The following is a 16,054-nucleotide window of genomic DNA, read 5'->3' as shown; positions in this document are numbered from 1 at the left end:
GGAACGGGCGCCGCCAAGGCGGCGCCCGCAGACATTACTTCATGTCGGTGGCGACGGTGATTTCGCCCGAGATGATCTTGGCTTCCAGCACATCGATCTCGGCGCGGACATCGGCGGGGACGAGCGCCTCATACTGAGCGTTCTTGGAGATGCCGACGGCGCCATCGGCCAGACCGAGCAGAATACGCTGGCCATATTCCTGGCTGCCGTCGATGGTGCCCTGGAGAGCCAGGAAGAGCGACTCTCCAACCTTCTTTTCGACGGAGGTGAAGATCACATCGGCCTGGGCCTGATCGGAGGCGGCGAAGATGGTGGCTTGGTCACTGTCCACACCCACTGCAAGCTTGCCACCACCAGCTTCCTTGACGGCCTGCAGGGCGCCGAGACCGGTACCGCCGGCGATCGGGAAGATGACGTCGGCACCCTGGTTAAGCTGGGCCAGACCAATCTCCTTGCCCTTTGCCGGATCCGAGAAGGTGCCGGCGACGGCATTCAGGATCTGAATATCTGGATTGGCATCCTTGGCACCCTCGTCGAAGCCGGTCTTGAAGTCGGTAACGGTGGGGAACTCCATGCCGATGATGGTGCCCAGTATGCCTGAGGTCGAGACTTTGGCGGCCGCATAGCCGGCGAGGTAGCCAGCTGTCGAGGTGCCGTATTGCACGGCCAGAACGTTGCTGCATTCGCAAGCGGTAAAGTCCGGCGAGTCGTCGAAGTCGATGAACTTGACGTCCGGATATTCGGGCGCCAGCTCGACGATGTAGCCGGTCATGTCGAAGGTACCAGCGATGATGACGTCATAACCGGAATCGGTCGCGTCGGCGAGGCCGGCCTGCCACTTGGAGCGGTCATAGCCCAGTTCGATGATTTTTATGTCCACCGGCAGCTCGGCGCTGGCCTTTTCCATGCCGGCGGCCGCGGAGTCGAAGAAGCTCTTGTCACCCAGCGTGCCATGCAGGACGAGCGCGACCTTGAGTGGGTTCTCGGCAGTATACTCCTGGGCAATCGCCGCAGTTGAGGACATGAGGCCGGCGGCAAGGGTCAGGCCGGCAAAGGCACGGCGGGAGAGTAGTTTCAGCGACATGGACGGCACTCCTGTTGGGTTCAAGGCTTGTTTGGGTTGCAGGCGGAATAAAACGCGATAGGCCCGTTGGGCCCCGGTGTCCGGATCGAAAGGAGCGGGTAAGCCATTCAGGCCACCATACGGGCGGCGGCGACGCGGGCCCAAAAGTCTTGATAGGTCACGGAATAATCTTGCCTGATTTCCGACAGCGGTCGGCGGGTCAGGCGGCGATTGTCTACCACTTGCTCGCCCGCGACCCAGACACGGGTTACGTCACGCCCGCTGCCGGAATAGACCAGCAGGGTTTCAAGGTCCGGCGTTTCCGAATAGCCGGCGCCCGAGATGTCGATGGCTATGATGTCGGCCGCCTTGCCGGCTTCGAGCGAACCGGTTTCGTGATCGAGCCCCAGTGCCCGCGCACCATCGATGGTGGCCATGCGCACAAGGTCACGGCTGGAAAGCGGCTGGGCGCGACCCTCGCGGTGGGATGCGACCAAACCAGCTACGCGCATCTCGGCAATCATGTCGTAGGAATTGTTTGCCGCGACATTGTCGGTACCGAGAGCAACCACCACGCCGGCTTCGCGCAACTTCACCGCCGGGCAGATACCCTCACGACCCGAGCGCAGGCCGGCAGTGGCATTGTAGGACACCGAGGCGGCCGGTGCGGCCGCGAAGATCGCGATGTCGTCTTCGGTCAGGTCGAGGCAGTGGGCGGCGTGGACGCGACCGGCAAAGAAACCGTCTCGTGACAATGCCTGCGTTGCGGTGAGCCCATAGCGCGCCATGGTTTGTTCATTGTCCTCGGGACCAGCCGCCATATGGAGATGCATGCCGACGCCGTATTTGACCGCCATGGCAACCTCCGCCCGCAGCAGTTCCTCCGAGTTGTCGACGTAAGGTGCGTGTGGTCCAAACCAGGGGACTACCCGTCCGTCAGACGAGCGTTGGCGCTCGATGAAGGCAGCGGCCCTGGATAGTTCTTCGCTGCCGCGCGCCTCGTCGCCCAGCTGCACGATGCCATAGGCGACGACTGCCCGCAGGCCGCTCTCGGCGGCAGCATCAGCGATTTCCTCGGCAAAGAAGTATTGGTCGCAGAACGTAGTGGTGCCCGACAGCGCCATCTCTGCGCAGGACAGGGCAACGGCCGGGCCTATGTCGTTGGCTTGGAGCGACAGCTCAGGTTCGCGGATCGAATTATACCAACCGTCCATGGTAAGCAGGCTTTGCCCCTCGGACCGGCCGCGAAACAGCACCATTGCCGAATGCGTATGCGCATTGACGAGGCCCGGCATGACGATGTGACCCGGCAACGAGAGAACCTCGTCAAACCCCGCCCCGTCCGGGCAATTGGCGGCCGGCCCCACGCCGGTGATCCTGCCGTCGGCTAGCGCAATCCACCCCGCCATGTGGACCGTGTCCTGGCGGTCTACCGTCAGAACGTTAGCATCGCGGAGCAGAACAGAAGCCATTTGACCTAACGTTAGTAAAGCGCTTTACATACCGATCTAACGCCACTTTCTCGAAGCTTGTCAAATGCATTTGCGGACGGATTGCCTGCTTGATCGGCTTTGCCGATTTTTGCCCATATTTGCAGCATCTTACGAATGACCGCTGCCGATTTTTCGCGCATTGCCTGGCCGGAAGCTGAGGCCAGGATTGCTGCTGGTGCGCTGGCCGTTCTAGCGCTGGGGGCCTGCGAGCAGCATGGCGCACATCTGCCTTTGACCACGGATACCGATATGGCGCATGGCGTCGCGCGACGATTGGCGGATGCCCTGTCGGCCCTGCTCCTCCCACCCATAACCTATGGCGATGCCTGGACGGCACGGAGCTTTCCAGGCACGATTTCGATCTCGCCTCGAACCTTGCAAGCGATGATCGAGGATATTGGGTCCGACCTGCAGCGCGGCGGTGTGCGTGGGCTGGTGCTGGTCAATGGACACTTCGGCAATCGCGAACCGATGCTGCTCGCGGCTCGGTACTTGGCCGGGGTCGGCCTGCCGGTCTGCCATCTCGACTATCCCGGCCTGGAGGCTCTGGCCGCCGAAATTTGCGAAAGCGAGCCGGCCGCGCCAGGCTTCTACCATGCCGACGAGGTGGAGACGTCCATCATGCTCGCCGTAGCACCGGCGTCCGTGGCGATGGAGCGCGCGGCGCCATCATACCCCCAGTTTCCGGCTGACTTCGGATCACAACCCATGCAGGTGCGAGACTTCAACCCGTCTGGTGTGTTCGGCGACCCGCGCCCGGCCACCGCGGCAAAGGGTGAGGCTCTGGTCGATGGCATCGTATCCGCAAGCCTGGCCGTCATCGCGGAATGGAGACGCCGTCATGCGATATAGGTGCGGTCCATGGCGACGCTGAACGACGTCGCGGCAGAAGCCGGTGTATCGCCCACAGCGGTCTCGCGCTACCTGAACCGTCGCCTTGACCTGCCACAAGCTACGCGGGACCGGGTCGACGCCGCCATCGCCAAGCTGGATTACCGGCCCAACGTACTAGCGCGACGGTTGTCGACGGGTAAGGCCGAGGCCATTAGCCTTGTGACCCCCGATATCGCCAACCCCTTCTTTGCAGAATTGGCTGCCGCCGTGGAACGGGAAGCACATGCGAGCGGATACGCGGTGTATATATCATCGACGAGCGGCGACCTTGCGCGGGAGGTGGACGCCATCCAGCGCATGGCTGACAGCCATGTCGATGGTCTCATCATGATGACCAACCGGGTGGACGATGGCACTCTTGCCGGCCTGCTGGCGGGCCGCGACAATGTCGTGTTGCTCGACGAAGACATCGCGGGCGTGAGCCTGCCAGGCGTGTTTGTCGAAAATGCCGAGGGCGCCTACGCTGCCACGCGCCACCTGATCGAGGCGGGCCACCGCGATATAGCGCTGATTGGTGGACCATACCGCCTGATGAGCGTCAACGAGCGCCTCGCCGGCTTTTCCCGTGCCATGAGCGAAGCCGGGCTGCCCATGGCCCCGGGTTGGGTGATGCTCGGCGAATACAGCCGCGACTACGGCGCGACAGCCGCAGCCGTAATGCTCGACGCGCCGGAGCGGCCGACGGCCATCCTGGCTTGTTCGGACTATATCGCCATCGGCGTGCTGCAAGCGGTGCGAGAGCGCGGGCTTGTCATCCCCGACGACCTTAGCCTCATTGGCTTCGACGACATGGCCTTTGCCGAACTGGTCGCCCCCCCTCTTACCACCATCCGTCAGCCGGTCGCCGAAATGGGCCGAGTGGCGGTGCAGCATCTGCTGTCGCTCCTCGGCGATGGTCCTCCTCCGCCGCCGGAGACCCGGCTCCCTGTTCACCTCGTGGCGCGCCAATCGGTGGCGCCACCACCCGCCAAGGCCCAGACATGACCAAGCGTATCCTCATCGCCGGCGAATCGTGGACGGTTCATTCCATCCACCAGAAGGGCTTCGATAGCTTCACCACGACCGAATATGCCGAAGGGGTCCGCTGGCTCCAGACCGCCCTCGAGCAGGGCGGCTGGGACGTGACGTACCAGCCAGCCCATGTCGCCGCCCGCGATTTTCCCTTCGCGGCGCAAGACCTGAGCGTCTACGACTGTGTGCTGCTGTCGGACATCGGCGCCAACACCCTGCTACTGCACCCCGACACGTTCACCAAGTCGAAGGTCCTGCCCAACCGGCTGGCGGCGATCCGCGAATACGTGGTCAATGGCGGGGGTCTTGTCATGGTCGGCGGCTACCTGACCTTCCAGGGCATCGACGCCAAGGGACAATATGCCGGCTCGCCGGTCGAGGACGCGCTGCCGGTCGTGATGATGCGCGGAGACGACCGAGCCGAGGCGCCGCAGGGCGTCGTGCCGCAGGTCGTGGACGCTACCCATCCCATGGTTGCGGGACTGCCCAATATGTGGCCGGCGTTGCTGGGCTATAACCGCCTGACCGCCAAGCCCAGTGCCAGCGTCATCGCCACGGTCGGCGATGATCCGCTGCTGGTCGCTGGCAGCTTCGGCAAGGGGCGCGGTGTCGCCTTTGCCTCCGATTGCGGACCTCACTGGGCGCCGCCTCCCTTTGTGGAATGGGATGGATATGGACGCTTGTGGGCGCAGATTGCCGACTGGGCTGGAGCAAAGAACTGATGAGCATCGCCGTTGAACAACCCGCCGACCCCTGGCAACGCACAACCACTGAACATGGCTTTGCTGCCGACGAGGTGATCTCGGCGCTGCAGAAATCCATCCGCCGCGGCATGATCGACAATGCCTTGCTCCTGGGCTGGGAAATGTATGCGACAAGCCCGGAACTGGAGGACAAGCTCTGGGCAAGGCTATGCGTCATCGCCGTCGAGGATATCGGCATGGGCAACCCGCAGGCGCCGGTGTTGATAGAGACGCTGTTCCAGCAGCACAGGCGCTACGACCGCCCCTCGGGTGACCGTTTCCTGTTTGCAGTGCACGCTATCCGCATGCTGTGTGGTTCGGACAAGGACCGCACCAGCGACGACATGGTCAACTGGGCCATGCGTGGCACCCAACTCGGCGAATTGCGGGCCGACATCCCCGACTTTGCGCGCGACATGCACACATTGTCCGGCCAGAAGATGGGCCGCGACTATCGTTTCTTCATGGAGGAGGCGAGCCGGGTCGTGCCGGAGATGCCGAACAAGGAGCAGCGCTATCGCGACTGGATCATGGCCGCTTTGGCTGATGGAAGGCTGTCATGACGAACAATCCGACATCGCCTCCGGCGACGATCGCTTTGATCACACCGGCCGGATAGATCGGGCTGATATCCCGAGACCGAGCGGTGCACCGTGACTGTTCGAAACCGTACTTGCGACCAACAACTTACAAAGACAAATTCCGGGGGTGAGCCTTTTCGGCGGCGCGCACCGGCTCAACTGGGCGGCGGCTTGTCCTCCATCAGCGCCATCAACCGGTCGAGCGGCCCGGCGACCGCGTGGAACGTACGGGTCGAGACCTTGGTGTAGAGCGCCGTGGTATCGAGCTTGCTGTGCCCGGGCAGCACCTGGATGCCGGATATCGACAACACGGGTTGTTGTTGCAGCAAAGCAGCGTCGGCAACGCCACACACCTAGGAAAGCGCGTCTCGTATGAATGCGACGGCCAGTTCCAGACCATGCGGAGACACTTGATGGCCAAGGCCCCGCTCGATGGCGATCTGCACTGCGACACCGAATGGATTGAGCTGGTCTACCGCCTTTTGGGCTTCGGCAAAGGGCATGACGGGATCGGCATCCCCATGCACCAGCAGCAATGGCGTCGTTGTCGATGGCGATAGCGGTGTCGGCGATGCTAGGCGCCCGGAGAAGGCGACAATGGCGCCGACGGGCCAACGGCCGCTCGCCAGCGCGTCCAGTGCCATGATCGAGCCTTGTGAAAAACCAACGAACACGACGCGATCCAGCTCGCCCGCGATGCCATGCTTCTGGATCAGGCTGTCGATGACCGTATCGAACGAAGGACGCGCAGCCAGCACGCGTTCGGCCCGGTTGTCCACCGCTACGCCGGCGACGCTGAACCATTCCCGTCCGCGACCGCTCGAATGCGGCGCATCGGGGCTTTCGAAGATCACGCCAGGGAGGTCCGGTGCCATGGCTTGGCCGAGCGCGGCCATGTTGGCGCCATTGCTACCCACGCCGTGCAAAAGAATGACAAGTCCACACATCAATTTTTCGCTTTCAATGAAACGTGCGCTAGGCCCGGCAGGTCTGGTCCCTTAGGCACGATGCCGTTGGGGTTGAGTGCCTTGATAGAATAGTAGCCGGCCTTGATGTGCTCGATGCTGACCGTCTCGGCGACGCCCGGCACGGCCATCATGGTGGCCAGATAGATGCTGAGCGCGGCATAGTCCGCCAGCCGTCGCAGATTGCACTTGAACAGGCCGTGATAGGCAGCGTCGAAGCGGACCAGGGTGACGAACAAGCGAATGTCCGCCTCGGTCACGGCATTGCCGAAGAGGAAGGGCTCACCGGCCTGTAGGCGCTTCTCGAGGCTATCGAGCATCGAGAATACGTCGTCGAAGGCTTCTTCGTAGGCCAGCTGCGTCACGGCAAAGCCGGCGCGATAGACGCCGTTGTTGAGGCGCGGATAGATATCGGCATTGAGTGCGTCGATCTGGCTGCGCAAGGCCTCGGGGTAAAGGTTGGGGCCGCTTGCCAAGTCGCCGAAGCCAGAGTTGAGCATGCGCACGATATCGGCGCTCTCGTTGTTGACGATGGTGCCGAGTTTCTTGTCCCACAGCACTGGGACAGTAGCCCGGCCGGTGTAGTGCGGATCGGCCTTGGTATAGATCTGGTGCATGAAAGACGCGCCGTTGAGCGCATCCAAATCGGCGCCGGGATAGCCGCCGAAAGCCCAACCATGGTCGCTAAGACGCGGGTTGACGACGCTGATGGAAATTAGGTGTTCCAAACCCTTGAGCTTGCGCGCAATCAAGGTGCGAGACGCCCATGGGCAGATCAGGGCGACATAGAGGTGGTAACGGCCAGCCTCGGCAGCAAAGCCCGCATCGCCGGTCGGCCCGGCACTGCCATCAGGCGTCACCCAATGGCGAAAGCCTGAAATCTGCCGCACGAAGCCACCTTTGGCGTCGCTGGCCTGCACCGGCTGCCAGTTTTCCGTCCACTTGCCATCAACCAACATGGGTCTCGTCCTTGGTCGTAATCGTGAGGGGGATATTCCAGGGATCGACCAGGGTCAGGATTTCGCCTGTCTGGCCGGCCCGCGCAGCGAGCGCATCATGTTCGGACTTCGTCGCGCGCAGCACGACTTCGGCAAGGCCTGTCTCGCCGCCGGCCAGAGGCTTGGCGCCACGACTGTTCCAGATATTGGTCGCCAGGTGATGGTGATAGTCGCCGGAGGCGTAGAAGCTGCCGCCAGGATAGCGGGTCTTGAGCTTCATGCCCAACACACCCGTATAGAACGCCTCGGCTTCGGGAATGGCACCGACCTGGAGGTGAACATGGCCGATGACACTGCCCCTAGGCATGCCCTGCCAGTCGGCGTCAGCGTCGCTCAACAACGCGTTGAGATCGAGATGCTCGGTGCTCATGATGATGCCAGCGGCCGAGTGCTGCCAGGTGTCTTGCGGCGTATCAGCATAGACTTCGATGCCATTGCCTTCCGGGTCGACCAGATAGATCGCTTCGCTGACCAGGTGGTCAGACGCGCCCTGTATCGGCGCGCGGATGCGGGCGATATGGCCCAGCCAGTTGGCCAGCTCCTGATGGGACGGAAGAAGGAACGCGGTGTGAAACAGGCCGGCTTCGCGCGGGGCGCGGACACGGGCTGCTTTGTCCTGCCGCAGTTCCAATAGCGTAGTGCCCCTGGCGCCGAGGCGTCGTATCTCTCCGTCAGACGTCAGGGGTTCAAGACCGAGCACCTGCTGATAGAAGGTGGCGACCTTGTCGAGATCGCGCACGACGAGCGCCACATGTCCGACATCGATCGGGGCGTCACTGCTGGCCATTTCCGTCTCCGGTATTAGGGGTTCCGGCCGTGGCCGAAACCCGTGCACTTAGGGTTCAGATTCCGACCCAGGTGGGGGCAATGTCGGTGCCTTTGCCCTGGCCGTAGCCGAGGCCAATATTGAGGGCGGCGACGGCTTCGATATTGCGCGAGGCGGCCAAGGGACCGGCAACGATAGCCTTGAGGCCGGCAGCGTTGACGAGGGCTTCAACCTCCGCAACGGCATCGGCGTCGTCACCGGCAAGGAGCACGGTGGCCGGGGTGCCGGCAGCCTTGCCGCCATTCTGCAGCACGGAGGCGAACAGGGTGTTGAAGCCCTTGACCACCTTGGCCTGCGGCGCCAGTCGCGCGATCTCTTCAGCGGCACTGGTGCTAAAGCCGATGGCGAGACCGGAGAAGTCGGCCTTCATCGGGTTCGTCAAGTCGACCACGATCTTGCCGGCGAAGCCGTTCGCTGCAGCGACCACGTCGGCGGCAGCATCATAGGGGACGGCGAGGAAGACGATATCGGCCTTGGCAACGGCGTCGGCGATCGACAAGGCTGTGTCGGAAGGATTGCGCGAGCCGAAGACGATGTCGTTGCCGGCGAAAACTGTGGCAAGGCCTTTGGCCATGTTGCCGGTTCCGATGATTGCGAGTGTCATTTTTAAATTCCTGTCGTTTGTCCTGCGGCGATGACGGGAATATGGGCCTGTTCCTTCTGCTGTACTATCGGGTCAGATCGAAGAAGATTTCTTCCGAAATGGAAACTACCAACCCTGGTCCCAGGGTGGATTATCGGCAAAGCGTTCGATCAGGAAATCGACCATCACCCTGACTTTTGCTGCGAGGTGGCGACCTGTGGTGTAGACGGCCCATAGAGCGAGCGGATCGGGCTCGAAGCTATCGAGGACCGGGACGAGCTGGCCGGCCCTGATCCGGTTCCCGGCAACGAAGCTTGGTCCCTGCACCAGGCCCAGGCCGATCGCGGCGGCCGCCGCACAGGCCTCGGCATTGGAGAAGCGCAGGCGCCCCCGGATGGGCACGCTCGTCCCATGGGCAAAGCGCCAGGTGGCGCGATCGGCGAAGTTGGTGTCGATGATGCAGGCATGCCCCGCCACATCCGCGGGAGTGGCCGGGTTCCCGAACTGCGCGAGATAACCCGGCGATGCCGTGGTCACCAGCCGGATCGGGCACAGCTTGCGGGCGATCAGCGAACTGTCGCGCAAGGTGCCGATGCGAAGGGCGAGATCGAAGCCTTCCTCGACCAGATTGACCACACGATCCGAGAAGGACACATCCAGCTCGATCAGCGGATGCGCCTCGGCGAACTCGGCCAGAAGCGGCGCGAGCACCTGCGTGCCAAAGGTGATCGGCACCGACATGGCCAAGCGCCCGCGCGGTGCAGTGGAGGCACTGCGGATCGTGGCATCCAACTCGTCCATGTCATCAAGCAGGCCTTTGATGCGCTCGTAATAAGCTTGGCCCGCCTCGGTCGTTGAAACAGAGCGCGTCGTACGATGCAGCAATTGTACGCCCAGATCTTCTTCGAGCCGCGAAACGAGCTTGGAGGCCTGTCCCGAGCTCACCCCCAGTTTCACAGCCGCAGCAGTCAGGCTGTGCCGCTCGACAACCGCGATGAACATTCTATCGCAGGCCAGTCTATCCATGCCTCGCGCTCCCTAGCTCAGCTCCGAAACCGCGAGGCGGCCGCAACCACCCCATTGATGATGTAGCGACGCCGGACGCTTTGATAGGAGGGCGTGGACCAGAGCAGTGAACCCTAGCTGAAAGCTGAGCGTTTGGCTGCAGTCCCAGCCCACGTTTGCGTCTTCGGGCCAAACGGAGGGCAGCCGGCGGCGCCTGCCGCCGACTGAGATTTGGAGAGACAGACTGTTGCCGACCGGCCATGGTCGCCACGAATACCGAACTGGTCGCCATCGCGGCACCAGCCCTCGCCTGAAGCGTCGACTGAGCCGAGCGCTAGGTCAGCGGCGCTAGCTCGGTCGATTGTCCACCGGTGACAACAGCCGCCAGTGCCGGACTGTGGAACCTTGGATTGAACTGCAACACCTGATGCACCACCGCGCCGCCCGCATTCAACGGCTCGTCGGCCATCAGCGCCTCGGCATCAGCAAGGCTTGCGGCTTTGAAGAGTGCGAGCGCGCGCTTGTCGCCCAGACTACCAGAGGCGACGAAGACGCCCTGCTCGTACTTCTGTTCCAGCCAAGGAACATGAACCGGGAGCAACTCCTCGAATTTCACCGGGTCGGCGAAATCGACGAGTAGCGCGAACAGGCCCTCGGCCGGCAGCGGCGACTCGAACACCGTGGTTTCTGCAGCGCTGGCAAAACCGGCAACTGGCGCGAAAGCCGCGTTGATGAACCGTGGCGTAAACTGCAGCACCTCGTGTTTGGCAACGCCATTGCTGTACAATGGCTCATCGGCCATCAACGCCTCGGCCGCGGCCTGGTTGGGTGCGTGGAACATCGCCAGCGCGCGCGCATCGCCCAGGCCACCAGAGGTGATGAATATGCCCTGCTCGAACTTGGCGTGGAGCCAAGCGCTATGCGCAGGTAGCAGTTCCTCAAACCTGGAGGGGTCGACTACATCAACGAGCAGCACAAACAAGCCACTTTCGGCCGGCTGCGCGGCAGCCGGAACAGTATGAAACGCTGCCAGCGTCGGCAAAGCAGCTAGGCCAATGGCGGCCAAAACAAAACGTCGGCGTCGTGAATTCACTCCTGGCGACATAGGCGCCTCCCATAAGTACCATTCGGTTTGTCATTGGCCGACGGGGACCCCCGTCGGCTCGATTGTGATGCTAGTTTCCGCCAGCCAATACGGTTTCGGGCGCGGGGGCGTCGGCCTCCGAAATCAATCCGTACTTCACCGCCAGGTTTGTCATGCCCTGAACGCCCTCGGCATCAACCGCCTTGGTCCCGAAGATGGGCAGGAACACCATTTCGAGAATTTCGGGCGGGATCGTCGTGGTCTGCTTGGCGATCTCGATTGCCGTGGCGCGATCTGCATTGATCTCGGTGTTCGCACGGATGATGATTTCGTTGAACTTCTGAACGGTTTCGAGGTTCGCGTTCACCCACTCCTCGGCCGAGACAAAGGTGAAGGTCGGCAGGCCGGGGACCGAGCGGGCTTCGATATTGCCCAGGGCCTTCATGCCCTCGGCAATCGCCATCGAGGAGGCGGGTTCACCCAGAATGGCAACTTCGACACGGCCCTGCTGCAGCGCGGCAACCATCTGCGGGGGTGGGACTTCGAGGAATTCCACCTTCGAGGAATCGACCCCGGCATTATCCAGCGCCGCCCGGGTGACCGCCCACACGGTGCCGTTGAGCTGGTTCACCGCGACGGTCTTGCCGACCAGGTCCTCCAGCGAGGCGACCGAACTTGTTGCCGACGCGATCAGGTTGCCGTAGCCCCTGTCGGGGTTAGGAATACCGGTGGTGTTTGGAGCAGTGATCACCAGCGGAATATCCTTGCCGCGACCGGTGATGGTGACGACCGTATCAATGGTGGCAAAGTTCATCTGCCCGCCCAGCAACTGGGGGACGGCAGCAGAGCCGGCGTTGAGCAGGCTGATCTCCACATCGAGCCCGGCTTCGTCAAAATAGCCCTTGGCTTCGGCGTAATGAACCGGCAGGCCGGACAGGTTGGGCGGGATGCCCACGATGATCTTGACCAGGTCCTGCGCGGACGTTGGCATCGTCATGGCCGGCATAACGAATGTGCCCACCACGAGCGCGGTGCGCAGCAGATAGTTTGACAGTTTAGGCATTGGTCTTCTCCTCCATTGATTGTCGTATCAGGCTATGAATTCGGCGCAGCAAGGGGCGCTCCAGGATCGTCCAACGGACGAACCGGATTCTGGTCAGTGATGAGCCTTCTTGGACTAGACTTCAGGTGAGGGCATCGGGACGCCGGATCATCTGAAAGACTTCGGTACGCAATTCAGTAAAGGCGCTGGTGGCCTTGGTCGTGATCTGGTCGCGCTCGCGCCCGAGATCGACATCAATGACGCGCGCCACCTTGGCGGGTGAACCCGACAGCACACAGACCTTATCGGAGAGGTAGACCGCCTCGTCGATATCGTGTGTTACCAACAGCACCGTGATCCCAAGGTGATCGCGGACCGACAGCACGAGATCCTCAAGGTCAGCGCGGGTCTGCGCATCGACCGAGGCAAACGGCTCGTCCATCAGGATTGCCGCCGGGCGGTAGGCCAACGCCCGGGCAATGGCGGCGCGCTGCTGCATGCCGCCGGAGAGCTGCCAGGGATACTTGGTGGCAGAGCCGGCGATGTTGACCTCTTCGAGAGCCGCCATGCCTCGCTCGTCGCGCTGCTTCTTGCTCAGGCAATGCTGACCGCGCAGCGGCAGGGTGACATTGTCGAGAATGTTGAGCCAAGGCATCAGCGATCGGCTGTAATCCTGGAAGACCACAGCCAGATCGGCCGGTGGCTCGGTTATAGGCGTGCCGTTGAAGATCAGCGTGCCACCACTCGGGATCAGTAGGCCAGACAGAGACCGCAGCAGGGTCGTCTTGCCGATGCCGGACGGGCCGACAATGCACATGAACTCGCCCTGCTCGACCGAGAACGTGATGTCACCCAGCACGCATTTGCTGCCGAAGGAATGCGTCAGTCCCTCAGCCTTGAAAACCGGGCCGGGATTTGTCTGAATTTGTTGAACGGACATCAGCTTCTTCTTCCGTTGGCGTTGAGGGCGAAATGCCACGACAGAACCTTGGCTTCGACCACTCGGAACAGCGAATTGAGCGCGTATCCGACCAGGCCCAGCATGATGATGCCGCTCCACATTTCGGGGATGGCAAAGCTGCGCTCGGCCGAGCGGACGAAGTAACCGATGCCGCCATTGGCGCCGACCATTTCGGAAACCACGATGAGGATGACGCCGATGGAAAGGCTGATCCGTGCACCCGAAAATATCTGGGGCGCAGCCGACGGCAGGATGATGTGGAACAGGCGAACATGAAACGGCAGGCGGAAACTGCGTGCCACATCCCGCAATTCGGGCGAAACGCTGCGAACGCCGTCGACGGTATTGAGCAGAATGGGCCAGACCGCGCCGACTGCGATAAGCGATATCTTCATGGAGGGTCCGACCCCCAGCATGATGACGAAGATCGGCAGGAGGGCGACGCCGGGAATGGCCCGAATGAATTCAAGGCTGGGCCAGATGGTGGCACTGAGGCGCGGCGACAGGCCGAGCACGGTGCCCAGCGAAATGCCTATGGCGAGCGCCAAGCCATAGCCGAAGGCGAGGTTGATGAGGCTGGGGACAAGGTCGATGCGGATATGATCGAAAATCCACAGCTTGACGAAAACCTCCAGCACTTCGGACAGCGCCGGCAGGTAGATGGAAGGATTGCTGCCACTGCCAATCCACCAGATGGCAACCAGCAGAACGGGCAGCCAGAGTTCGATCAGGATAGTGATGAAGCGGATCATGACTTGCCCCCTGCGCGAACCGAGGGGTGCCACCACAGGACGATTTTCTGCAGCTTGATGAAGCCGATATTGAGCGCGACGCCGAGCGCTGCCGCCGTCAGGATATAGGCATACATGTCGGTCAGGACGCCGTTCATTTCGGCCTGTCCCAACTGGAAACCGATGCCCGGCGCGCCGCCGATATATTCGGCGGTGACGCTGAGCAGCAGGCTGATCGTCGCGGCAATGCGGATGCCGGTCGAGATGAAAGGGGTGACCGAGGGCACGATCAGATGGCGGATGCGGACCCAGCGGCTGAACCGGAATGAGCGAGCGGCATCGCGCTGGACATTGTCGAGCTGGCCGGCCGCATAGATGGACTGGATCAGCAGGGGCCAGACCGATCCGGAGATGATCAGCGCCAGCTTCATTGAGAGGCTTGGCCCCAGCAGCAGCAGCATCACCGGCAGCAGCGCCACGGGCGGAACAGTGCGCATGAAATCGATGGTGAACCGGGTGCTTTGCACCAGGAAGCCATTAAGGCCAATGATGACGCCGAGGGGAATGGCCACCATGGCCGAGAGCGTCATGCCGATGACCCAGCCCAGCATCGTATTGAAGATGGCCGTCCAGTAGGACCCCGTAAGAAACAAGGCTCCCAGCCGATGGAATGTGGGCAGTGGATAGGGCATTCCGGCCGGCGGCATCAATTTGAAAACCAGCGCCAGTTGCCAGAGCAGGATCAGACCCAGCGCGACCAAAGCCTGCTTGATGGCAAGCTGGACACTGGGGTTCAGTCCAAATTTTCGTAGACCGGTCAATCTGGGCCCTACAATGGTTGCGCTGTTCATGGACATGGCCGTTCGCCTATACCGGCGTGCGGGAGCGCTGGCCCGCCATGTAGAAGCCGAGGAGATGGCCATCGGGGTCGGAGACCTCGGGCAGCTTGAATCCAGCAAGCCCCTCAACGATTCCGCCATGCGGTAATCCGCGTTCGGTCAAAGTCACGGCCAGGGCCCGCAAGCTCGCCTCATTCGGCAGCAGGAAGGAAAGACCCTGAAATCCAGCGGCTGCCTTTGCGCGCTCCGGGTCCAGCATCAGAGTCAGATCGACACCGGACGGATGGTGCAGGGCCCAACCGCGAATGACGCCATCGACACGGAACGGGAAGTCCGGCTCATAGCCGAGAACGGAGCGGTAGAAGTCGACGGACCGATCAAGATCGGCAACGGGTAGGCGCACGTGATGGTAGCGGATGATCGGTAGCGCTGCGGGCGCTTCCGCCCCAACACCCAGGGCAGCCGTCTCCGCTGCACGAACCGGATCTATGACCTTATCGATCACCATGGCATCCTCCCTCGCCATTTTTTATTTTACAATGACAAGTAAATTATCTTTTGGCAAGCCCGCCTCTCACCAACCTCGTAGGGTGGCTACAGGACGACGAAGTAGTTGAAGATCGAATGATCGGCTTGCTTTTCGCCAGTCCCCACGATGACAGACCGGGTAAGCCAGTCGTGCGTTCCTGGCTCGGTTTCGAAAGCGGGCGCGAGGCGGAAGTAGTAGGCGGACGGATCCACCTTCTCTCCGCGATCGATCAGTCGTTGAACGTTAGGCGCCGCATGAGCGTATCCGCGGTTGGTCATATAGATCACGCCGCCATCTCGTGCTCTGATCATGTAGCGCGCGTCGAAAGCGGCTACGCCGTCGGCCCGGAACAACGGCCAATCGCCACCACTGCCGGGCACAACATCGCCTTCCAGCTTCGGCCCGGTGACCTCCCCCTTCAGAATCGAGACAAACCCGCGCACACCCCCACCAGCCAGCGGGAGCCGTAGTCGCGGTCCTGGAGGAAAATCGAGCCTGACGCTAAATGCGAATTCAAGCGTGGGCGTGATCGCCATGATGTCCCTCTCCCCCGTGACGTTTTCACACGATGTCAAGGTTGAACCCTTGCCGGAGAACACTCAAGATGGCCAATCAAATATATTTTAGTTTACAAATTTTACTATATCGGCGATTTCAAGAGCAGATTGCCTCACGCGCTGCAAAGCACAGGCGCTGGAGGAACACG

General features: G+C 62.0%; 19 protein-coding genes. 4 read left to right on the top strand and 15 right to left on the bottom strand.

Going from position 1 to position 16,054, the window contains the following annotated elements; all coding sequences use genetic code 11:
• Positions 1-34: 34 nt before the first annotated feature.
• The gene (locus IM737_RS16530; protein ID WP_236895788.1) at positions 35-1,084 is read right to left on the bottom strand and encodes a BMP family lipoprotein; all 1,050 of its coding nucleotides are present in this window, start codon (positions 1,082-1,084) and stop codon (positions 35-37) included.
• A gap of 107 nt (positions 1,085-1,191) precedes the next feature.
• Positions 1,192-2,535, bottom strand: coding sequence for an amidohydrolase family protein (locus IM737_RS16525; RefSeq protein WP_236895787.1), 1,344 nt, complete (start codon positions 2,533-2,535; stop codon positions 1,192-1,194).
• A 135-nt stretch (positions 2,536-2,670) separates the two neighbouring features.
• Here IM737_RS16525 and IM737_RS16520 point away from each other — a divergent pair, with 135 nt between their 5' ends.
• Genes IM737_RS16520 through IM737_RS16505 form a run of 4 tightly spaced genes read left to right on the top strand, consistent with a single transcriptional unit; the run spans position 2,671 to position 5,767 of the window.
• Positions 2,671-3,408 (top strand): creatininase family protein, encoded by a 738-nt coding sequence (locus IM737_RS16520; RefSeq protein ID WP_236895785.1) that lies wholly within the window; start codon positions 2,671-2,673, stop codon positions 3,406-3,408.
• Positions 3,409-3,417: 9 nt separating this feature from the next.
• A complete protein-coding gene (locus IM737_RS16515; RefSeq protein ID WP_236895783.1) occupies positions 3,418-4,434 on the top strand; it encodes a LacI family DNA-binding transcriptional regulator in 1,017 nt (338 codons plus the stop codon).
• Positions 4,431-5,183 (top strand): glutamine amidotransferase, encoded by a 753-nt coding sequence (locus IM737_RS16510; protein WP_236895781.1) that lies wholly within the window; start codon positions 4,431-4,433, stop codon positions 5,181-5,183. Before IM737_RS16515 ends, IM737_RS16510 begins: the two co-directional genes overlap by 4 nt.
• A complete protein-coding gene (locus IM737_RS16505; protein WP_236895779.1) occupies positions 5,183-5,767 on the top strand; it encodes an AAA family ATPase in 585 nt (194 codons plus the stop codon). The genes IM737_RS16510 and IM737_RS16505 overlap by 1 nt, the downstream gene beginning before the upstream one ends.
• A 173-nt stretch (positions 5,768-5,940) precedes the next feature.
• Here IM737_RS16505 and IM737_RS16500 read toward each other — a convergent pair whose 3' ends face one another.
• The 13 genes from IM737_RS16500 to IM737_RS16440 form a co-directional block, all read right to left on the bottom strand.
• Positions 5,941-6,114, bottom strand: coding sequence for a hypothetical protein (locus IM737_RS16500; RefSeq protein ID WP_236895777.1), 174 nt, complete (start codon positions 6,112-6,114; stop codon positions 5,941-5,943).
• A gap of 24 nt (positions 6,115-6,138) precedes the next feature.
• Positions 6,139-6,681, bottom strand: a complete 543-nt coding sequence (locus IM737_RS16495) for an alpha/beta hydrolase (RefSeq protein WP_236895774.1) — start codon at positions 6,679-6,681, stop codon at positions 6,139-6,141.
• 50 nt (positions 6,682-6,731) lie between these two features.
• Entirely contained in the window at positions 6,732-7,709 is a 978-nt protein-coding gene (locus IM737_RS16490) for a glutathione S-transferase family protein (RefSeq protein ID WP_236895772.1), read from the bottom strand.
• A complete protein-coding gene (locus tag IM737_RS16485; RefSeq protein WP_236895770.1) occupies positions 7,699-8,535 on the bottom strand; it encodes a VOC family protein in 837 nt (278 codons plus the stop codon). The genes IM737_RS16490 and IM737_RS16485 overlap by 11 nt, the downstream gene beginning before the upstream one ends.
• 55 nt (positions 8,536-8,590) lie before the next feature.
• Complete coding sequence (locus IM737_RS16480; RefSeq protein ID WP_236895768.1) at positions 8,591-9,178, bottom strand: NADPH-dependent F420 reductase; 588 nt, start codon at positions 9,176-9,178, stop codon at positions 8,591-8,593.
• A gap of 105 nt (positions 9,179-9,283) precedes the next feature.
• On the bottom strand, positions 9,284-10,183 hold the full coding sequence (locus tag IM737_RS16475; RefSeq protein WP_236895766.1) for a LysR family transcriptional regulator: 900 nt from the start codon (positions 10,181-10,183) through the stop codon (positions 9,284-9,286).
• 313 nt (positions 10,184-10,496) lie between these two features.
• A complete protein-coding gene (locus tag IM737_RS16470; RefSeq protein ID WP_236895765.1) occupies positions 10,497-11,228 on the bottom strand; it encodes a YciI family protein in 732 nt (243 codons plus the stop codon).
• A gap of 109 nt (positions 11,229-11,337) precedes the next feature.
• A complete protein-coding gene (locus IM737_RS16465; RefSeq protein WP_236895763.1) occupies positions 11,338-12,309 on the bottom strand; it encodes an ABC transporter substrate-binding protein in 972 nt (323 codons plus the stop codon).
• A gap of 121 nt (positions 12,310-12,430) precedes the next feature.
• Positions 12,431-13,228, bottom strand: coding sequence for an ABC transporter ATP-binding protein (locus IM737_RS16460; protein ID WP_236895761.1), 798 nt, complete (start codon positions 13,226-13,228; stop codon positions 12,431-12,433).
• Positions 13,228-14,001, bottom strand: coding sequence for an ABC transporter permease (locus tag IM737_RS16455; RefSeq protein WP_236895759.1), 774 nt, complete (start codon positions 13,999-14,001; stop codon positions 13,228-13,230). Before IM737_RS16455 ends, IM737_RS16460 begins: the two co-directional genes overlap by 1 nt.
• The gene (locus IM737_RS16450) at positions 13,998-14,837 is read right to left on the bottom strand and encodes an ABC transporter permease (RefSeq protein WP_236895758.1); all 840 of its coding nucleotides are present in this window, start codon (positions 14,835-14,837) and stop codon (positions 13,998-14,000) included. Before IM737_RS16450 ends, IM737_RS16455 begins: the two co-directional genes overlap by 4 nt.
• A 10-nt stretch (positions 14,838-14,847) precedes the next feature.
• Complete coding sequence (locus tag IM737_RS16445; protein WP_236895756.1) at positions 14,848-15,327, bottom strand: VOC family protein; 480 nt, start codon at positions 15,325-15,327, stop codon at positions 14,848-14,850.
• A gap of 86 nt (positions 15,328-15,413) precedes the next feature.
• Positions 15,414-15,884 (bottom strand): DUF3237 family protein, encoded by a 471-nt coding sequence (locus IM737_RS16440; protein ID WP_236895754.1) that lies wholly within the window; start codon positions 15,882-15,884, stop codon positions 15,414-15,416.
• Positions 15,885-16,054 lie beyond the last annotated feature (170 nt).

The sequence above is a fragment of the Devosia sp. SL43 genome, assembly GCF_021729885.1.
Classification (GTDB): domain Bacteria; phylum Pseudomonadota; class Alphaproteobacteria; order Rhizobiales; family Devosiaceae; genus Devosia.
Note: the sequence above shows the minus strand (reverse complement) of the source record. Positions and strands in the feature narration are given on the sequence as shown.